Here is a 17719-nt window from a genome sequence, read left to right as displayed (position 1 = left end):
CGCCCCGGGCCCGGTGGGGCTGCGGCGGCCGATCAGCTCGTCGGGGTGAACTTCCTGCGCCAGGCGAGGGAGACGTACACCAGGGCGATCAGCACCGGGACCTCGATCAGCGGGCCGACCACGCCTGCGAGGGCCTGGCCGGAGGTGACGCCGAAGGTGCCGATGGCGACGGCGATGGCGAGTTCGAAGTTGTTGCCGGCGGCGGTGAAGGCGAGGGTGGCGGTGCGGTCGTAGGTCAGGCCGAGGCCCCTGCCGAGGGCAAAGGTGCCGAACCACATGAACGCGAAGTAGGCGAGCAGCGGCAGGGCGATGCGGGCGACGTCCAGCGGCTGCGAGGTGATCGTCTTCCCCTGCAGGGCGAAGAGGATGACGATGGTGAACAGCAGTCCGTACAGCGCCCAGGGGCCGATCTTCGGGAGCAGGTTGCTCTCGTAGCGTTCGCGGCCGAGCTTCTTCTCGCCGAGGCGGCGGGTGAGGAACCCGGCGATCAGCGGGATGCCGAGGAAGACGACGACGTTGAGGGCGATCCTCCCCATGGAGACGTCGAGGTGCTCGCCCTCGCCCAGGCCCAGCCAGCCGGGCAGGAGGTCGAGGTAGAACCAGCCGAGGACGCCGAACATGACGACCTGGAACACCGAGTTCAGGGCGACCAGGACGGCGGCGGCCTCGCGGTCGCCGCAGGCCAGGTCGTTCCAGATGACGACCATGGCGATGCAGCGGGCCAGGCCGACGATGATCAGGCCGGTGCGGTACGCGGGCAGGTCGGCCAGGAAGATCCAGGCGAGGGCGAACATCACCGCGGGCCCGACGAGCCAGTTGATCACCAGCGAGGAGGCCATGAGCTTGCGGTCGCCGGTGACGGTGTCGAGCCGGTCGTAGCGGACCTTGGCCAGCACCGGGTACATCATGACCAGCAGCCCGAGCGCGATCGGCAGCGAGATCCCGCCGACCTCGACCTTCGCCAGCGCGTCGTTCAGCCCGGGGATCAGGCGGCCCAGCCCGAGGCCGAGGGCCATCGCGACGAGGATCCACACCGCGAGGTAGCGGTCGACGAAGGACAGCTTCCCGGCGACCGACGCCGCTTCGGGTCCGGCCTCGGGAGCGGGCGCGGTGCGGGACATCAGCAGGACCTCTTGGTGTCGGCGTTGGTGCGGGCGGTGGCGGCGAGGTCGGCGAACTGCGCGGACAGCGACTCCAGCACCTCGGGGCGCAGCCGGTAGTAGGTGAAGCGGCCGCACGGCTCGGTGTCCACCACCCCGGCGTCCCGCAGCACCTTGAGGTGGTTGGAGAGGTTGGTCTGGCGGGCGCCGGTCTCCTCCACCAGGTGCGTGGTGCACAGGGTCTCGCGGGCCAGCAGGGTCACGATCCGCAACCGGAGGGGGTCGGACAGCACGCGCATCAACTCAGTATCGACTGACATCACCATGGACTGATACTTTCACATCAGCCGGGACTGACACCAGCGACAGTTGACGCGTCCTGCGGTCGTTGCCGCCTGCCCGCCGCGGACAGCGCCGCCCCGGCCCGGATGCCCGACCTGCCCGACCTGCCCGACCTGCCCGACCCGAACGAAGGACCCACCGATGACCGCCGCCGCGCCGCTCGCCTCCGTGCTGTTCGTCTGCGTCCACAACGCCGGCCGCTCCCAGATGGCCGCCGGCTTCCTCACCCGCCTCGCGGGCGACCGCATCGAGGTCCGCTCCGCCGGCTCCGCCCCCGGCCACCGGGTCAACCCGGCCGCCGTCGCCGCGATGGCCGAGGCCGGCATCGACATCTCCGACCAGCAGCCGAAGATCCTCACCACCGAGGCCGTCCGGTCCTCCGACTACGTCATCACCATGGGCTGCGGCGACGCCTGCCCGTTCTTCCCCGGCAAGAAGTACCTGGACTGGAAGCTGGACGACCCGGCCGGCCAGGGCGTCGAGGCCGTCCGCCCGATCCGCGACGCCGTCAAGGCCCTGGTCGAGGACCTGATCGCCGAGATCGACGCCGCGGCCGCCGCCGGGCAGGAGAGCTGACCTCGGGATCGGCCCCCACCGCCGCAGGGGCGGGCGAGAACGGAGGTCGCCACCCGGTCCGGCCGGGCGGGGCGGGGGCGGCGCGGCCTGACGGAGCGTCAACTCGCTGTGCCGAAACGCCCGGTGGCGGGCCGGAACCGGCCTTTGCCCGCCCTTGACGGACGGCTGCGGGATCCACCATGGTGTGGACCACTCCCTCGCACCGCTGCCCCGTCCCCCTCCCCCGCCGGAGCCGGCATGCGTGCACCCTCCCTCCGCGGTAGCCGCGGCCGCCACGGCCCGCACCGCGGATCCGCCGCCCCGTCCGGGAGCTGACGGCAGGCCACGTCCCGCCCGCGCGGTCCGCGCCGCGGGCGCACCGTCCGCCCGCTCCTCCCCCACACCGGAGCCGCCATGCATCCGCCTTCCCGCCCCCGCCGCCGGCACCCGCAGCGTCCCGGCCGCCTCCCGCTCGGGGCCGCCGCCGCGGCCGCGCTGCTGACCGCCACCGCGGGTTTCGCCCTGCTCGGCTCGGGCACCGCCGGGGCCGCCCAGGAGGCCGTCCGGGACGGCCTGTTCGCGCAGCCGCTCGCGGACAACTGGACCTGCACCGGCGACGTCCGGCAGCTCGACCGGGGCGTCGAGGGCCGTCCGGGCGGCTACGACTACGCCGGGTGCACCCAGCGGGTCACGGTCCAGCCGTACACCACCTACGACCTGACGGCGGACGTCTCCGGCGCGTACGCCTTCGTCGGCGTATACGGCGGCGACACCGAGGCGGTGTACCAGTGGGCCGACGGGCCGGAGCAGACCAGGCTGCACGCCGTGGTCCGCACCGCCGGGAACACCCGGGCGCTGACCGTGTACTTCCACGGCTGGTACGGGCAGGGCCCCTACCAGGTCCGCCGGGTCTCGCTGTACGACGGCAACACCAGCCTGCCGGCCTGCCCGGACATGACCGGCGCCCCGCCCAGCTCGCCGCTGCCCAGCCCGCCGACCCCGACCCGCACCACCACCGCCGCCGACACCGCCGTCCCGCCGCCGGCCGCCACGACGACGACGCCGAGCCCCGGTTCGAGCAGCCCGACCTCCGGTCCGACCTGCCTGCCGCCGCCGGTGGCGGTGCCGTCCAGCAGCCCGGCCCAGCCCCGGCCCACCGAGACCTGAGCCCGTGTCAGCCGCGCAGCGCCCACACCGTGGTGGTCTTCTCGGCCGCGTCCTCCAGGTCGGCGGCGACCGGGACGGTGTACTCGGCGAGCGCGGTGAAGCGCCCGCGCGGCAGGTAGGCCCGCCCGGGGTCGCCGACCACCACGGTCGCGCCCCGGGCGGCGGCCCGCTCCAGGAACGGCAGGAAGCGGGCGGCCATCGTCCGTTCGTAGAACACGTCGCCGGCCAGCACCACGTCGTCGGGCGCGCCGTCGCCGTCCAGCACGTCGGCCAGTTCGGCGGCCACCGCGACGCCGTTGAGCTCCGCGTTGACCACGATCGAGGCCACCGCGTACGCGTCGATCTCGGCCGCCCGCACCCCGGCCGCGCCGCGCAGCGCCGCCGCGACGCCGACCAGGCCGGAGCCCGCCGCCAGGTCCAACACCCGGCGGCCGCGCACCAGTTCGGGATGGTCCAGGACGTACCGGGCGACCGCCACCCCGCCCGCCCACGGGAACGCCCAGAACGGCGGCGGCAGGCCCTCCCGGCCGCGGGCCCGCTCGGTGGTCTCCCACAGCTCGATCGCGTCGCCCGCCATCCGCAGCCGCACCTCGGGCACGAACGGCACCGGCCCCGGCCGGGTGTGGGCCCGGACGAACGCGGCGTCCTCGGCGTCGGCAGCAGCTTCGGCGACCGTCCGGTGCTTGGGCGGATGCGCTGCGGCAGTGTCGTTCCCCATGGGCGGAAGCTTAGGGCGTGCCGGCCGGCGTCCCGACCGGCGTCGCGGCCGACGGCCCGACCGACGGCCCGGCAGGCGTCCCGCTCGGCATCCCGACCGACGGCCCGGCAGGCGTCCCGCTCGGCATCCCGACCGGCGTCCCGGCAGGCGTCCCGACCGGCAGTTCGGCCCGGGTCGGTCCGGGTCCGCCGCGGTGGACGCCCGGTGGCCGCCCGGTTGACGCGCGTGGACCTCTCCCCGCCGTCTTCCGCCGCGCCGACGGCCGGTCACCACGCGATGGCGGACGACGTACCGTTTCGATACCGAAGCCGTTATGAGCTGCGGAAACGCTCGCCCCCCGATGGGCCGCCCGAGTACGATCCGGGCAGACGCCCCGTTCGAGGCACCCCACAGTGCCAGTCCGCGGGCGGCGGCTCCGCGCGGGCCCGCGACGGCCTCACCACGGCCGGACGGGCGATCCCGCGCTCCACGTCACCGCGCGCCAGGGCAGTCGCGCGAAGCGGAAGGGCAGCGACTTGACGGACCGGCTCACCGGAGGGGACTCCTCACTGCTGCGGCGGATCAACGCGGCGGTCACCCTGCGGTCGTTGCGCGACGGACAGGCCGTCACGCTGACCCAGCTCGTCGGCGACACCGGGCTGTCCCGGCCCACCGTCGAGGGCGTGATCGAGGGGCTGTTGGAGTCCGGGCTGGTCGCCGAGGTCGAGCACGTCCAGGAGTCGGGGCGTCAGCGCGGCCGCCCGGCCCGCTGGTTCCGGTTCCGGGCCGAGGCCGGGCACGTGCTGGGCATCGAGATCGGCGTCCACGACCTGCGGGTCGTCCTCGCCGACCTGGCCGGCGAGGTGCTGGCCAGTCACTCCCGGCCGGTGGACGAGTCGGTGGAGGCCGAGGAGCGGCTCACCCTGGTCCGCACCACGGTCGGCGAGGTGCTGCGCAAGGCCGGGGTCTCCCGGGACAGCCTGTGGGAGGTCGCCGTCGGCACCCCCGGCATCGTCGACCGGGACGGCACCGTCCGGCTCGGCACCGCGATGCCCGGCTGGACCGGCCTCGACCTCGGCGCCCGGCTGCGCCGCTCCTTCCGCTGCCCCGTGGTGATCGAGAACGACGCCAACCTGGCCGCCATCGCCGAGCACTGGATGGGCGCGGCCGTCGGCAAGGGCGACGTGGTGTTCGTGATGGCCGGGCTCAGCCCCGGCGCCGGCTCGCTGATCGGCGGCCGCCTGCACCGCGGCCACGGCGGCGCCGCCGGCGAGATCGGCGCGCTCCACCTGCTCGGCCAACAGGCCACCCCCGAAAGGCTGCTGTCCACCACCGGCAAGCCGTTGGACCCGCTGGACGAGGCCGCGGTGGCCCGGGTGCTGCGGCTGGCCCGGGAGGGCGACCAGGTCTCGCAGATCGCCATGGACCGCTTCCTGGGCCGCCTGGTGCACGACGTCACCGCGCTGGTCCTCGCCCTCGACCCCGAACTCGTCGTGGTCGGCGGCTGGGCGGCCGGCCTGGACGGCGTCCTGGAGCCGCTGCGCGAACAGCTCGCCCGCTACACGCTGCGCGCCCCCGAGGTCGCGCTCGCCGCGCTCGGCTCCGAGGTGGTCGCCATGGGTGCGCTGCGGGTCGCCCTCGACCACGTCGAGGAGCAGCTGTTCGCCGTCGACCCGCCCACCGCGCGCTGACCGGGGCCGCCTCGCCGACCTGGGCCGCCGCGCGCTGACCGGGGCCGCCTCCTACTGGAGGCAGAGCAGTTCGTACCCGCCCTTGAGCCGCCCCCGGGCGTGCGCCCGCATCCGGGCCGCGTACCGGGGGTCGTGCTTGAGCGAGTCGTATCCGGGGCGGCCGTCGGACGGCAGGACGCCCGCGGTCTCGGCGAGGTAGACGTCGAAGCCCGGGTGCATCAGCACCGCGTACGGCAGGTCGTCGACGTCGAGCGCGAACACCGGGTACTCGCCCAGCCCGTCGCGCTCGCCGTGCGGGCCCACCGACAGCACCCGGCGGGAGTCGGAGCCGCCGGGCAGCAGGAAGCACGCGCCGAACAGCCCGGAGAACGGCTCGAAGCAGGAGCCCCACGGCTCGCCGAACTCCTCGACCGCGATCTCGCCCAGGGTGCGCGGCGCGAACCCGCCGTCCGCGTCGAACCAGCCGTGCCGCTCCAGCATGCCGCTGTCGTACGCCAGCCAGGCCCGCAGGCTGGGCGGCAGCGGGTGGCCGCCGGGGAACGCCGCCAGCTCGGGGCGGGGCCGCAGCGGGCCCTCGACCCACCGGCCGGCGAACCGGTCGTGCTCCAGCACCTGACGGGACGGGTCGGCGGCCACCTCCGCGATCACCCGCTCGATGAGCGCCCTGCCGTGGTCACCCGGATCGCCCGGGCCACCCGGGACCGTCGGGTCGCCCGGATCCGCCGGGTCGGTCCGGTCCGTCCTCGTGCCGTTCTGGCCCATCCTCGTGCCGCTCCCCTGCTCACCGGTGGTCAGTGGGCAGGAGCGTAACGCGGGCCGCTGACAGGGAGGTTGACGGTCCGTCAGGTGGGAGCCGGTGATGGAAGGGCGGGGCGGGGCGGGTCAGGAGACGGCGGCGGCGGAGACCGGGACGGTGGAGGCGACCTGGACGGCCGCGCCGGACTCGCCGAAGGTCAGCTTGCAGGTGTCGGCCCGGTAGGTGGAGACCGCGACCGCGGCCAGCCGGCCGGCCGCCGCGTACTGGGTGGTGACCACCAGGACGGGGGTGCCCGGGGGGCGCTCCAGCAGCGCGGCCTCGGCGGCCTCGGCGACGCCCAGCTCCACCGAGCGGGACTCGCCGTCGACGCCGAGCCTTTCGAGCTGGCGCAGCACGCCGCGGGCCCGGTCGCCGCCGTCCACCACCACGGCCAGGTGCGGCAGCGCGGCGGAGGGGACGTGCAGCGACTCGGCGGCGACCGCCACGCCCTGGACGGTGCGCAGGCGGCGGACGGTGTGCACCTGGTCGCCCTCGGCCAGGCCCAGGGTGCGGGCCAGCGCGGCGGTGGCGGGGCCGGTGGTGCAGTCCACCACCTTCCACTCCTGGGCGGCGTGGGCGGCCGCGGCCCGGCCGGACTGGCGTCCGCCGACCGGGATGCCCACCCGCGGGGCGGCGACCAGCGTGCCGATGCCGCGCCGGCGGACCAGGCGGCCCTCGAGTTCCAGCTGGTCCAGGGCCTGGCGGAGGGTGGCCCGGGCCACGCCGAAGCGCGCCGAGAGCTCGCGCTCGTTGGGCAGCACCTGGCCGGTCGAGAACTCGGTGTCCATGGTGCGCAGCAGCACCGTGCGCAGGTGCCAGTACTTCGGCTCCGCCACCGCCGCGAGCGTTCCTTGCCCCACCGTGTCCTCCACCCTGAGGGACGACAGGCCCACCGCGGCTCCCCGTTTCGGCAGGTGGGGGAGGCGGGCTTTATCCGTCCTTCTTTATTAAAGGTCTTTGCAGTAAGTGACAGTAGGGGGTGCCCGGGGAGATGGTCAAGACCAATGGGACGGGTTCCTTGCGGATCGCCCGCCGACCCGGTATGGCGCCCGGCTTCGCCCGGAATGCCGGATTGTCGGAGCCGACCGGTACCCTCGCTCCGTGCAAAGCATCACGACTGTCAACGTGAACGGGATCCGGGCGGCCGCCAAGAAGGGCTTCCTGGAGTGGATCGACGACACCAAGTCCGAGGTGGTCTGCCTCCAGGAGGTGCGCGCCGAGGCCGAGCAGTTCGCCGACGTGCTGGGCCGCCTCGACGGGTGGCACGCGGTCTGGGCCCCCGCCGCCGCCAAGGGCCGGGCCGGGGTGGCGGTGCTCTCCCGCCGCGCCCCCGACGCCACCCGGATCGGCTTCGGCTCCGCCGAGTTCGACGGCTCCGGCCGCTACGCCGAGCTGGACCTGCCCGGCCTGACGGTCGCCTCGTTGTACCTGCCCTCCGGCGAGGTCGGCACCGAGCGGCAGGACGAGAAGGAGCGCTTCATGGCCGAGTTCCTCGTCCACCTCGGCGAACTGCGCGCCCGGCCCGCCGCGGAGGGCCGCGAGGTGCTGGTCTGCGGGGACTGGAACATCGCCCACCGCGAGGCCGACCTGCGCAACTGGAAGGCCAACCAGAAGAAGGCCGGCTTCCTCCCCGAGGAGCGTGCCTGGTTCTCCCGCGTCCTCGACGACCACGGCTACGTCGACGTCCTGCGCCGCCGCCACCCCGACCAGGACGGCCCCTACTCCTGGTGGTCCTACCGCGGCCGCGCCTTCGACAACGACGCCGGGTGGCGCATCGACTACCACCTGGCCACCCCGGGCCTGGCCGCCCGCTGCACCGACGCCTACGTCGAGCGCGCCGCCACCCACGCGGAGCGCTGGTCCGACCACGCCCCGGTCACGGCTGTCTACGACGCGGCGGTGTAGCCCGGACCGGCCCGGGGGTCCCCGGTCCGGCCGGTCCCCGGGCCGGGCGCGGCTGATCCCCGGGCCGGGTGGCGCCGGGGATCGGGTGGGGGCGGAGGGGGAGGTCAGACCCGGTCGGCCGCGATCAGGACGTACTGGAAGGAGCCGTCCTTGTAGGACTCGATGAAGGCTTCCTCGATGCCGGTGACCAGCGAGGAGGTGGCGCGCAGCTCCCAGTAGGGGAGGGTGTCGGGGGTGAGGTCGATGACGGCCTGCGGGACGAGGCGGTTGTCGGCCATGGCGCGCAGGTACTCGCGGCGGGAGTGGATGTTGCACTCGAAGTGGGCGTTGATCTGGGAGACCCACTTGGAGGGCTGACCGTAGCGGGGGTTCCAGCAGCCGGTGATGGTGACGTAGCGGCCGCCGACCTTGAGCACCCGGGAGTGCTCGGCGAACAGGTCGTGCAGGTCGACGTACATGCTGGACTCGTTGTTCCAGGAGCCGGACATCTGGCCGTTGGCGAACGGGGTGTCGAGCATGTTGCAGACCCGGGAGCGGACGTGGTCGGCGATGCCGAGCTCCTGGACGCGGCGGTTGCCGAACTCGGCCTGGGTGCTGGAGAGGGTGACGCCCTCGACCTTGCAGCCGAAGCGCTGGTGGGCCATCACCATGGAGCCGCCGCGGCCGCAGCCGGCGTCCATCAGGGTGTCGCCGGGGGCGATCGGGCCGAGGTGGTCGAGCAGGACCTCGGCCTGGGCGGACTCCAGCCGGTGCAGTTCGGTGATCAGCTTCTTCTCGTGCTCGCTGTCCTCGGGGTCGCCGAGGGCGGCGGTGTCGATCTCGCCGATACCGTAGTGGTGGTGGTAGAGGCCGTCGACGTCGCCGAGGCGCAGGTTGACCGGCCGGGCTTCGCTGTTCCAGTAGCGGGCGATGTCGCCCTGGTAGGCGGTGGCCGGAGCCGGAACGAAGGCGGCGGCGGTGGTGTCGAATTCGGTGCTGGTCATGTCCGAGTGTCCGTTTCTTGCCGGTTCTTACCAGAAGTTGGGCAGGCTGTAGCGGTAGGTGTTGGTCTGGTGCCAGTAGTGGTTGCCGTCGACCCAGGCGGCCACGCCGCGCAGGAAGCGCAGCATCTGCGGGGCCGGGCAGGCGGCGGCGAGGGCGGCGGACTCGGCCTCGAAGGCGTGCATCAGCTCGTTGTGGACCTCGACGGCCTTGAGGTAGCCGTCCTTGTCGGAGCGGCCCTCGCGCTCGGCGATCACCACGGGCAGGTTGAGGTGCCGGCCGGGGGCGGCCAGCTCCTTGGTGTACGAGTACAGGTCGTTGACGATCGTGGTGGCGTTGCCGGCCAGCGCGATGACCCGCTGGGTGCCGGGCAGCGCGTGCAGGTCGGCGGGCAGTTCGTAGCCGCCGACGCTGTCGGTGATGGTCGGGCAGGGGCGGAAGTTGTTGAACTGGCGCATCGCCAGGTACTCCCACACCTCGGGCACGTGGTCGGCCTCGGCCCAGGCCGCCTCGGCCAGGTAGCCCATGTGCAGCCGGGCCATGTCGTGCCGGAACCGGTCGGCCTGGGACGCGCTGGCCGTCTCGGTGAAGTACCGCATCGCCGAGTGGTAGGCGCGGCGCGGGGCGTCCGAGCCGAGCGACTCGGCCCAGCCCGGCGCGTACTCCGCCGTGGTGTGCAGCGGGTCGAGCGCGGTGTGGGCGAGCAGCAGGCGGCTGCCGAGGCCGACCGGGGAGCCGCCGTGGTCCTCGCAGTAGCAGTCGTCGACCGCGTTCTCGGCGACCATCAGGCGGGTGGCCAGCATCAGGTGGTCGACGGTCGGGGCGTCCGGGTGGCAGGCGACCATGTAGCGCCCGACCGAGAAGCCGTCGAACTCGCCCTCCCACTCGTCCGGGAAGAGGTCGACCTCGTCGACCGCCCAGTCCTTGATCCGGCGGCTGACCTCCGCCACCCGGGCCGGGTCGGGGTCCGGGATCGGGTGGTAGTACAGGCCGGGCACCGGGATGCCCGCCACCGGCTCGGCCGGCTCGGCGACGGCTGCGGCGGCTCCGGCTGCGGCCACGACTTCGGCCGGCGCGGTCGGTCCGGCGGGGGCCGGGAGGCGGGGCAGCAGCAGGCCGTCCGTCCCGAGGCCGCTGGGGCCGCGCAGGATCCGCCCGATCCCGCCGCCGGACGTCTCGGGGGCGGCCTCGGGGAGGATCTCGAGGTCGGTCTCCGGGACGGCCGCGGGGGCGGGGGCGGACGCGTCGAGGACGGCGGCGACGGCTGCGGTGAGGGCGGCGTGGAAGGACGGGTGGGACGGGCCGGACAGCGGGGAGAGCGCGGCCGGGGCCGGGAGCGGAGAGGAAAGCCCTGGGTCGGGCATCCGTGACTCCTTCACTGGGAGGGGCGGTCTGGTCGGACGGGTGGCGGGGCTCGCCGGCCGCGACGGGGGAGCGTCGCTGCGGACGGGTGGTGCGTGGTGCGGGAGGGCGTCCGGGCGCGGACGTGTGGCGGGCGGCCGGTGGCCGTCCGCCACGAGCGGGGATCCCGTGGTCAGCCCGTTCCGGGGGCGTCCGCGGCCGGGCCGGTCACAACGGTCATGGGCGAACGCTCCTCGGGGTATGGAAAGATGACGAATCGTCAGGATTCGTGGCCGACTCGGTCGGATCTTGAGGAACGCTAACGCTCCGTAGGCGCCCCTCGCCCGTGAGGACGGGGGTATTTACCTCGATACGGTGATCTTGCGGATCCGGATGTTTATCCCGGCCACCAGCGGCATTTGAGCCAGCCGCCCCGAGTTGTCCCCGAACCACCGCCCCGCTGCGCCACCGCCCCTCTCCCGCCCCGCCGCGCTCCGCCGTTTCCGGCCACCGCGCACGCGAACGCCCCCGCCCCCGCACGACGGCGGGGACGGGGGCGGAAGGCGGGGCGAGGGGGCGTCAGGCGGTGGTGCAGACGGTGCCGTTGAGGGTGAAGGCGGGCAGCGCGGCGGGGGTTCCGGTGGCCTGGAAGCCGAAGGACGCGGTGCCGCCCTGGGCCAGCGTGCCGTTCCACCCGGCGTCGGTGGCGGTGACGGCCGCGCCGCTCTGCACCACCTGGGCGTTCCAGGCGTTGCTGACCGCCTCGTTGCCCCGGTACGTCCAGGCCAGCTTCCAGCCGGAGACGGTGCTGCTCCCGGTGTTGCGCACCGTCACGTCGGCGGTGAACCCGGTGCCCCAACTGCTGCCCACCGTGTAGGTGACCGCGCACCCGGAGACCGGCTGCGGCGAGGCGGAGGGAGAGGGCGAGGCCGAGGGAGAGCCGGAGGGGGAGGGCGACACCGGGGCGGACGGCGACGGCGACGGGGACGGGGAGGCCGACACCGAGGCGGACGGCGAGGGCGACGGGGAGACGGACGGGCCGGGGCCGGTGCCCGGTTCGGCGCCCCACTGCGGCGCTCCCCCGTCCAGCAGCCGGATGTTGGCCGCGTCCACCGGCGTCGAGCCGGGGACCAGCGAGATGCCCTGGTACGACCAGTCGTTGGTGGGGTCCCAGGCGCCCGCGGAGGCGATCCGGAACTGGACCTCCTTGCGGTAGGCGGACTGTCCGGCCGGGGCGATCACGGTGTTGGAGCAGTCGACCGTGACGTAGTAGGTGGAGCCGGAGTAGAGCGTGGGCCCGGTGACCGCGCCGCACTGGTTGTAGTTGGTGGTGAGGGTGATCTGGCTCGGGCTGACCCCGGGTTCCAGGGTGAAGTAGTAGCGCAGCGAGGCGTTCTTGAGCGCGCGGGCCGGCCAGGCCGACTTGTTGATCAGGTACGCCTTGATCTCGGTGAAGTTGGTGCCGGCGGCGTTCACCGACGCCTGGACGGACATCTCCGGGCCGTCCGGGGTCTCCTTGGGCGGGAAGGCGGTCAGCGGGTTGCCGCCGTACTCGCCGTAGAGCCGGGCCAGCGCGCCGGTGAAGGCGGCGTTGTAGTCGGTGGCGACCTCGTTGTTGACGTAGTTGGAGCGGTCGTCGGTGTAGGAGTCGTCGGCCGAGCTGGGGCCGCCGACCAGGGCGCCGATCAGGGTGTGCCGGCTGTCGACGGGGTTGGTGAGCTGGTCGGTCCAGGAGCCGTGGGCGGTGCGGTGGTGCGGGTTCTTCGGGGAGTTGGCGCCGAAGCCGATCAGGTAGCTGGACTTGCGGGGGTTGTCGCCGAGCGCGTAGTCGATCTGGCGGACCGCGAAGTCGTGGTAGCGGGCCTTGCGGGTCGGGTCCCCGGTGAGCGTGTCGGAGTAGACCAGGGCGACGAAGGAGGTGTTGGCGGCGTAGCGCAGCGACCCCCAGGAGTCGAGCACGGCCTCGCCGCCCGGGGAGTACTTGACCTGGCTGCCGTTGACGCCGACGGTCCACCAGTCGAGCCAGCGGTTGGCGTCGTCGACGTACTGCTGCTTGCCGGTGAGCTGGGCCAGCAGCACGTAGTCGCCGTAGGACTTGTCGTCCCAGGCGATCGTCCACTTGTAGGACTTGGTCGTGGACTGCGGTTCGGTGGAGAGGTTGGCGTAGTAGCTCTCGGCCTTGGCGAGGTAGCTGCTGTCGCCGGTGGCCTTGTAGAGCCAGATGGCGCCCCAGACCAGTTCGTCGTTGTAGCCGCTCCAGGAGTTGTAGTAGCCCTGGGCGTCCTTGATGCAGTCGCTGTACTTGCCGCGGTAGGTGTCGGCGAAGGAGTACAGCTGCTTGGCGTGGGTGAGCAGGGTCGCGGAGTAGGTGGGGTCGCTGTCCGCGAAGACCATGGACGAGGAGGCGAGCGCGGCGGCCGTCTCCCCCGCCAGGTCCGAGCCCGGGCAGGAGGCGTCGATCTTGTACGCGGGCCGGGCCATCGGCAGCACCTCGGCCGGGCCCCACCAGGCGTGGTCGGCCGAACCGCTGCCGACCTGGCCGTAGAGCACGTTGGGGGCGGGGTGGGCCTTGATCAGGTAGTCGTCGACGAAGCGCAGGTTGTTCTTCAGGTACGGCATCTGCCCGGAGGCGGTGTAGCCCTGCTTCTCGGCGATGCCGCCCCAGGCCAGCATGGTGGTCGAAGCGGCCATCGGCAGGCCGAACTTGACGTGGTCGCCCGCGTCGTACCAGCCGCCGGTCAGGTCGAGTCCGACGTCCTTGCCGTCGTCGAGCGCGGAGTCGCCGCGCCAGCTCACCCGGTTGGTGGCGGGCAGCTTGCCGGACTGCTGGGCCTCGTAGAAGAGCAGCGACTTCTGCAGCGCCTCGCCGTAGTTGAACGCGGGCGCGGTGGCGGCCGGGTCGGCGGCGGCCGCGGCCGAGGAGGCGTGCAGCGGCAGCAGTGCGCCGGCGGCGAGGGCCGTGGCGGCGAGCAGCCCGCCGAGGGCGCGCCGGGCGGAGCCCTGCGGGGGGCGGGCGGCCGTCGGGCGGGCGGATGTGGAGCGGGGCGGTGCGGGCGGGCCGGGTGGGGGTGCGGCGGGGTGCGGCATGGTGTCCTTCCGGGGCGGCTGTGGGGGTGGGGGTGTGGGGGAAGCCGATCGGACGGCCCGTGACCTGCGCGAACTCCATGGGAGCGCTCCCATCCCGGAGCGGCTCGGGACGGGGTCGGCAGGCGGTGGGCGGCGTCCATGGTGGCCGCGCCGCCGCGCGGGTGTCAATGCGCAACCTGGAAGTTACAGGCGGGAGTTGACGCGGCGGCACGAGCACCGCTCCAGTGGCGCTCCACCGACGTCCGGTTCCTTGTACGCGAGCGAGCGGACGGACGGGTGCGGGCGGGCGGGCGTGGGCCGGCGGGCGCGGGCCCTCGGGCGCGGGCGGCCCGGCCGTGCGGACGGATCGTGTGCAGGGCGTCACGAATGTGAAGGGCCCCACCGGTTCCGGAGCCCCAGGCACCCCCCGGCGCCCCTCGCCGCGGACCTCCGGGCCCGTCCTCGGCGGTTCCGCATGGGGGTGGAGCCCCCATCTTTCCGCCCGTCTCCCCCACCCCGTGGGGGTCTCCCCCGCAGGGGAACCGGCCCGGGCGCCCCGGACGGGTCGAACCCTTGTCGGGACAGGTAAAGCCCTGTAATTCTCTGGCCTGTGATCAATACCATGATTGCTCCTGCCGGTTCGGCCGCATCCGGTCGCCGGCGAGGCGGACCGTCCGCCGCAGAACTCCCCGGGGACCCGCAGCCGGGGTGGGCCGCGTTCCTCGCGGCGGCGGTCGCCGCCGCCCCGCTCGCGCCGGTGGTTCCGGCCGGGGAGCTGCCGGGCACCTCCGGTTTCCGGTTCGTCCTGGCGCCCTTCACCGAGCTGGCCGCCACCCGGCTGCCGGTCGCCGTCCCCGACGCCGAACTGCCGCTCCTGCGGGCCGAGTTCACCGACCGGTTGGCCCGGAAGCTGGCCGGGCAGGCCGCCCGCGCCCTGGTGCTGGAACTGAACGTCGCCCGGGCGGAGGGCCGCCTGGCGGGCGACACCCCCGCGGCCCGGTTCCGCACCTTCCTCTCGCTGACGGCACGTCAGGACGGCCTGTCCGCACTGCTGTCGGAGTACCCGGTGCTCGGCCGGCTGCTCGCGCAGACCTGCGTCGACGCCGCCGACGCCCTGACCGAACTGCTCGACCACTACACCGCCGACCGGGCGGAGCTGCTCCGCGCCCTGCTGCCCGGCACCGACCCCGGGCCGCTGGTCTCGCTCCGCGCCGCCGCCGGTGACGGGCACCGGCACGGCCGCAGCACCGCGGTGCTCACCTTCGCCGACGGCTCCCGGGTGGTCCACAAGCCGCGCCCGCTGACCGCGCACCGGCACTTCAACGAGCTGGTCGGCTGGTTCAACGGGCAGCCGGACGTCCCGGAGCTGCGCACCGTCGCCCTGCTGGAGCGGCCCGGCTACGGCTGGCTGGCGCACGTGGCGGCCCTCCCCTGCCGGGACCGCGGCCAGTTGGAGCTGTTCTACCGGCGGCAGGGCGCCTGGCTCGCGCTGCTGCACGCGCTGGACGCGACCGACCTGCACTACGAGAACCTGATCGCCCGGGCGGACCACCCGGTGCCGGTGGACGTCGAGACCCTCTTCCACCCCCCGGTGTCCGGTTCCGCCCCCGGCGGCGACCCGGCGGCACTCGCGCTGGCGGCCTCGGTCCACCGGGTCGGCCTGCTGCCGCTGCTGCTCTTCGGCGAGGACGGGACCGTCCTGGACGCCTCCGGCCTGGGCGGCGACACCGGGGCCGCGACGCCGCTGCCGGTGGCGGCCTGGGCGGAGAGCGGCACCGACCGGATGCGGCTGGTCCGCCGGGCCGGGACGATCGCCGGGGCCGACAACCGCCCCCGGCTCGACGGGGCGCAGGCCGACCCGGCCGAGTTCACCGAGGCGCTGGTGGCCGGGTTCCGCGCGGGCTACCGGGCGATCGCCGCCGGACGGGAGGCGCTGACCGGCCCGCAGGGCCTGGTGCACCGCTTCGCCGAGGACGAGGTCCGCGTGGTGCCCCGGGCCACCCAGGCGTACGCCACGCTGCTCGACGAGTCGACCCACCCGGACGTGCTGCGCGACCCGGCCGACCGCGACGAGCTGCTGCGGCTGCTCGGCACGGACGCCCTCGGCGCCCCCGGCCCGGCCCGGCTGCTGGAGCACGAGGTCGCCCAACTCTGGGACGGCGACGTGCCGTTGTTCACCGCCCGGCCGGGCCTGGCGGACCTGTGGTCCGGCCCCGGCCTGCGGATCCCGGACGCGCTGGAACGGCCGGGGCTGGCCCGGGTGGTGGAGAAGATCCGCGCCATGGGGCCGGCCGACCTCGACGCCCAGGAGTGGATCGTCCGGGCGGCACTGGCCGCCAGGTCCACGGCCCCGGCCCACCGGCCGGACGACGCACCGGCCGCCGGTCGGAGCGACCTGACCGGAGCGGAGCCGACGGGAGCGGACCGGACGGGAGCGGACCGGACGGGACGGCCGGCGAGAGAGCGGACGACGGCGGAACGGCCGACGGCGGAGCGGCTGCTCGGGGCGGCGCGGCGGATCGGTGACCGGCTGGTGGAGGGCGCCCACCGGGGCCGGGGCCGGGCCAACTGGCTCGGCCTCGAACTCCTCGGGGACCGGGCCTGGCGGTTCGGCCCGGCCGGGGCCGACCTCGGGCACGGCTACCCGGGCCCGGCGCTGTTCCTGGCCGAACTCGCCGCGCACACCGGGGAGCAGCGGTACGCGGACACCGCGCGCCAGGCCCTGAGCCCGCTGCCCGCGCTGCTGGAGCGTCTCGCGGCGGAGCCGGAGGACCTGGCGGCCGTGGGCCCGGGGGCCTTCGCCGGGCTGGGCGGCATCGCCTACGTGCTGGCCCGGGCCGCCGTCCTGCTGGACGATCCCGAGTCGGCCGACTGGGCCGACCGGGCCGCCGAACTCACCGCTGCTGCGGTCGAGTTCGACCACACCGACGCCGACGCCGACGCCGAGGCCCGGGCCGACGGGTGGGCCGGGGTGACCGAGGGGGTGGCCGAGGGGACGGCCGGTGGGCTGGCGGCGCTGCTCGCGGTGCACGCGACCACCGGGAGTGCGGCGGCCCGGCGCGGCGCCGTACTGTGCGCCGAGCGGCTGGCGGACCGTCCGCTGCCGGCCGCGCCCGGGTTCGCCGAGGGGGCGGCCGGGGTGGGCTGGGCGCTGCTGCGGTTCGCGGCGGCGTGCGGCGGGGAGCGGTACGGGCGCGCGGGCCTGGCGGCGCTGCGCCGCGCGGCCCGGGGCGTTCAAAACGTCCAGGGCGTCCAGAGTGTCCGGGGCGTTCAAAACGTCCAGGACGTTCAGGGCGTCCGAGGCGCTGCCGGTGTCGACCTCGCCTGGTGCCGGGGCCTGTCGGGGGTCGCGCTGGCGGTGGCCGACAGCCCTGCGGCGCTGGCGGATCCGGAGCTGGCCGGGCTCGTCGGGCGTGCGGTCCGCGCGTCGGCGGCGGCCGGGCCGCTGTCCGGCCACGCCCCGTGCCACGGCGAGTCGGGCGTCCTGGAGTTGCTCGGCCGACTCGCGGACCCCGGCGGCCGGGAGTTGCTGGACCGCCGGGCGGGTGCTCTGGCCGCGGCGCTCGACCGGGTGGGCCCGGTCTGTAGTGCCCCCGGCGGCCTGGCCGTTCCCGGGTTGTTGACCGGACTGTCCGGCATCGGGCTGGGCCTCCTGCGGCTCGGCTCGGCCGGGCGGACAGTTTCGACGCTGCTGTTGCAGCCGTCGCCATCAGTGCGGCCGTCGGGAACCGACGGCGCGACCATCACCGAGAGGAATGTCCATTCATGAACGTCGAAGAGTCGGTCCGCAGCTGGAAGCAGCCGAAGGCGCTCGGCGGCCAGGCCGCCGACCACCCGAGCGGGCAGATCGCGCTGCGCCCCGGTGGCGGTGTCCGCCGCAGCCGCCTGCTCGCGGGCTTCGACGAGCAGACGATCATCGGGACCCTGACCGTGACGGTTCCGTTCGCGACGGAAGCGGCCGCCTAGGGTCGGCAGGGCCCGGCAGGATCCGAAGGAGGGGGTCCGGGCCCGTTGCGTGCGCATAGTGCTGACGGCGCGTCAGCACGCTTCGGCCGGTGTGCCCGTGGAGGTGCGGGTG

The 17719-nt window shown here is 74.6% G+C and carries 14 protein-coding genes; 6 read left to right on the top strand and 8 right to left on the bottom strand.

Going from position 1 to position 17719, the window contains the following annotated elements:
* Positions 1 to 32: 32 nt before the first annotated feature.
* Positions 33 to 1121 (bottom strand): ACR3 family arsenite efflux transporter, encoded by a 1089-nt coding sequence (arsB, locus tag EDD39_RS34755; RefSeq protein WP_123563592.1) that lies wholly within the window; start codon positions 1119 to 1121, stop codon positions 33 to 35.
* Positions 1121 to 1426, bottom strand: a complete 306-nt coding sequence (locus EDD39_RS34750) for an ArsR/SmtB family transcription factor (protein ID WP_123563591.1) — start codon at positions 1424 to 1426, stop codon at positions 1121 to 1123. The genes arsB and EDD39_RS34750 overlap by 1 nt, the downstream gene beginning before the upstream one ends.
* Positions 1427 to 1583: 157 nt before the next feature.
* Here EDD39_RS34750 and EDD39_RS34745 point away from each other — a divergent pair, with 157 nt between their 5' ends.
* Positions 1584 to 2018 carry an arsenate reductase ArsC gene (locus EDD39_RS34745; protein WP_123563590.1) on the top strand — a complete coding sequence of 145 codons (435 nt, stop codon included), beginning with the start codon at positions 1584 to 1586 and terminating at the stop codon, positions 2016 to 2018.
* A gap of 393 nt (positions 2019 to 2411) precedes the next feature.
* Positions 2412 to 3164 (top strand): hypothetical protein, encoded by a 753-nt coding sequence (locus tag EDD39_RS34740; protein ID WP_123563589.1) that lies wholly within the window; start codon positions 2412 to 2414, stop codon positions 3162 to 3164.
* A gap of 7 nt (positions 3165 to 3171) precedes the next feature.
* Here the strand turns inward: EDD39_RS34740 and EDD39_RS34735 are convergent, their stop codons facing one another.
* Positions 3172 to 3882: a class I SAM-dependent methyltransferase gene (locus EDD39_RS34735; RefSeq protein WP_208765736.1), complete on the bottom strand. Its 711-nt coding sequence runs from the start codon at positions 3880 to 3882 to the stop codon at positions 3172 to 3174.
* A 515-nt stretch (positions 3883 to 4397) separates the two neighbouring features.
* Between EDD39_RS34735 and EDD39_RS34730 the strand changes: the two genes are divergently transcribed.
* Positions 4398 to 5552: an ROK family protein gene (locus EDD39_RS34730; protein ID WP_123563588.1), complete on the top strand. Its 1155-nt coding sequence runs from the start codon at positions 4398 to 4400 to the stop codon at positions 5550 to 5552.
* A gap of 51 nt (positions 5553 to 5603) precedes the next feature.
* Here EDD39_RS34730 and EDD39_RS34725 read toward each other — a convergent pair whose 3' ends face one another.
* Positions 5604 to 6200 (bottom strand): hypothetical protein, encoded by a 597-nt coding sequence (locus tag EDD39_RS34725; protein ID WP_208765735.1) that lies wholly within the window; start codon positions 6198 to 6200, stop codon positions 5604 to 5606.
* 234 nt (positions 6201 to 6434) lie between these two features.
* The gene (locus tag EDD39_RS34720; RefSeq protein WP_123564040.1) at positions 6435 to 7208 is read right to left on the bottom strand and encodes a GntR family transcriptional regulator; all 774 of its coding nucleotides are present in this window, start codon (positions 7206 to 7208) and stop codon (positions 6435 to 6437) included.
* Between the two features lie 250 nt (positions 7209 to 7458).
* Between EDD39_RS34720 and EDD39_RS34715 the strand changes: the two genes are divergently transcribed.
* Positions 7459 to 8253, top strand: coding sequence for an exodeoxyribonuclease III (locus EDD39_RS34715; RefSeq protein WP_425269809.1), 795 nt, complete (start codon positions 7459 to 7461; stop codon positions 8251 to 8253).
* A gap of 104 nt (positions 8254 to 8357) precedes the next feature.
* Here the strand turns inward: EDD39_RS34715 and EDD39_RS34710 are convergent, their stop codons facing one another.
* The 3 genes from EDD39_RS34710 to EDD39_RS34700 form a co-directional block, all read right to left on the bottom strand.
* Entirely contained in the window at positions 8358 to 9236 is an 879-nt protein-coding gene (locus EDD39_RS34710) for a geranyl diphosphate 2-C-methyltransferase (RefSeq protein WP_123563586.1), read from the bottom strand.
* 27 nt (positions 9237 to 9263) lie between these two features.
* A complete protein-coding gene (locus tag EDD39_RS34705; RefSeq protein ID WP_123563585.1) occupies positions 9264 to 10598 on the bottom strand; it encodes a family 2 encapsulin nanocompartment cargo protein terpene cyclase in 1335 nt (444 codons plus the stop codon).
* Positions 10599 to 11154: 556 nt separating this feature from the next.
* Positions 11155 to 13662, bottom strand: a complete 2508-nt coding sequence (locus EDD39_RS34700; protein ID WP_123563584.1) for a glycoside hydrolase family 9 protein — start codon at positions 13660 to 13662, stop codon at positions 11155 to 11157.
* A gap of 736 nt (positions 13663 to 14398) precedes the next feature.
* Between EDD39_RS34700 and EDD39_RS34695 the strand changes: the two genes are divergently transcribed.
* Positions 14399 to 17410: a type 2 lanthipeptide synthetase LanM family protein gene (locus EDD39_RS34695; protein WP_162870312.1), complete on the top strand. Its 3012-nt coding sequence runs from the start codon at positions 14399 to 14401 to the stop codon at positions 17408 to 17410.
* The gene (locus EDD39_RS34690) at positions 17407 to 17607 is read left to right on the top strand and encodes a hypothetical protein (RefSeq protein WP_123563582.1); all 201 of its coding nucleotides are present in this window, start codon (positions 17407 to 17409) and stop codon (positions 17605 to 17607) included. Before EDD39_RS34695 ends, EDD39_RS34690 begins: the two co-directional genes overlap by 4 nt.
* Positions 17608 to 17719 lie beyond the last annotated feature (112 nt).

It is taken from the genome of Kitasatospora cineracea (genome assembly GCF_003751605.1).
Taxonomy (GTDB): domain Bacteria; phylum Actinomycetota; class Actinomycetes; order Streptomycetales; family Streptomycetaceae; genus Kitasatospora; species Kitasatospora cineracea.
The sequence above is the reverse complement of the archived record's forward strand: the minus strand, read 5'-3'. Positions and strand labels throughout refer to the sequence as shown.

Bases quoted from the DNA above. Each gene is read 5' to 3' on its own strand.
- EDD39_RS34700 (WP_123563584.1), bottom strand. From the start codon at position 13,662: ATGCCGCACCCCGCCGCACCCCCACCCGGCCCGCCCGCACCGCCCCGC.
- EDD39_RS34710 (WP_123563586.1), bottom strand. From the start codon at position 9,236: ATGACCAGCACCGAATTCGACACCACCGCCGCCGCCTTCGTTCCGGCT.
- EDD39_RS34750 (WP_123563591.1), bottom strand. From the start codon at position 1,426: ATGGTGATGTCAGTCGATACTGAGTTGATGCGCGTGCTGTCCGACCCC.
- EDD39_RS34705 (WP_123563585.1), bottom strand. From the start codon at position 10,598: ATGCCCGACCCAGGGCTTTCCTCTCCGCTCCCGGCCCCGGCCGCGCTC.
- EDD39_RS34735 (WP_208765736.1), bottom strand. From the start codon at position 3,882: ATGGGGAACGACACTGCCGCAGCGCATCCGCCCAAGCACCGGACGGTC.
- arsB (WP_123563592.1), bottom strand. From the start codon at position 1,121: ATGTCCCGCACCGCGCCCGCTCCCGAGGCCGGACCCGAAGCGGCGTCG.
- EDD39_RS34745 (WP_123563590.1), top strand. From the start codon at position 1,584: ATGACCGCCGCCGCGCCGCTCGCCTCCGTGCTGTTCGTCTGCGTCCAC.
- EDD39_RS34740 (WP_123563589.1), top strand. From the start codon at position 2,412: ATGCATCCGCCTTCCCGCCCCCGCCGCCGGCACCCGCAGCGTCCCGGC.
- EDD39_RS34690 (WP_123563582.1), top strand. From the start codon at position 17,407: ATGAACGTCGAAGAGTCGGTCCGCAGCTGGAAGCAGCCGAAGGCGCTC.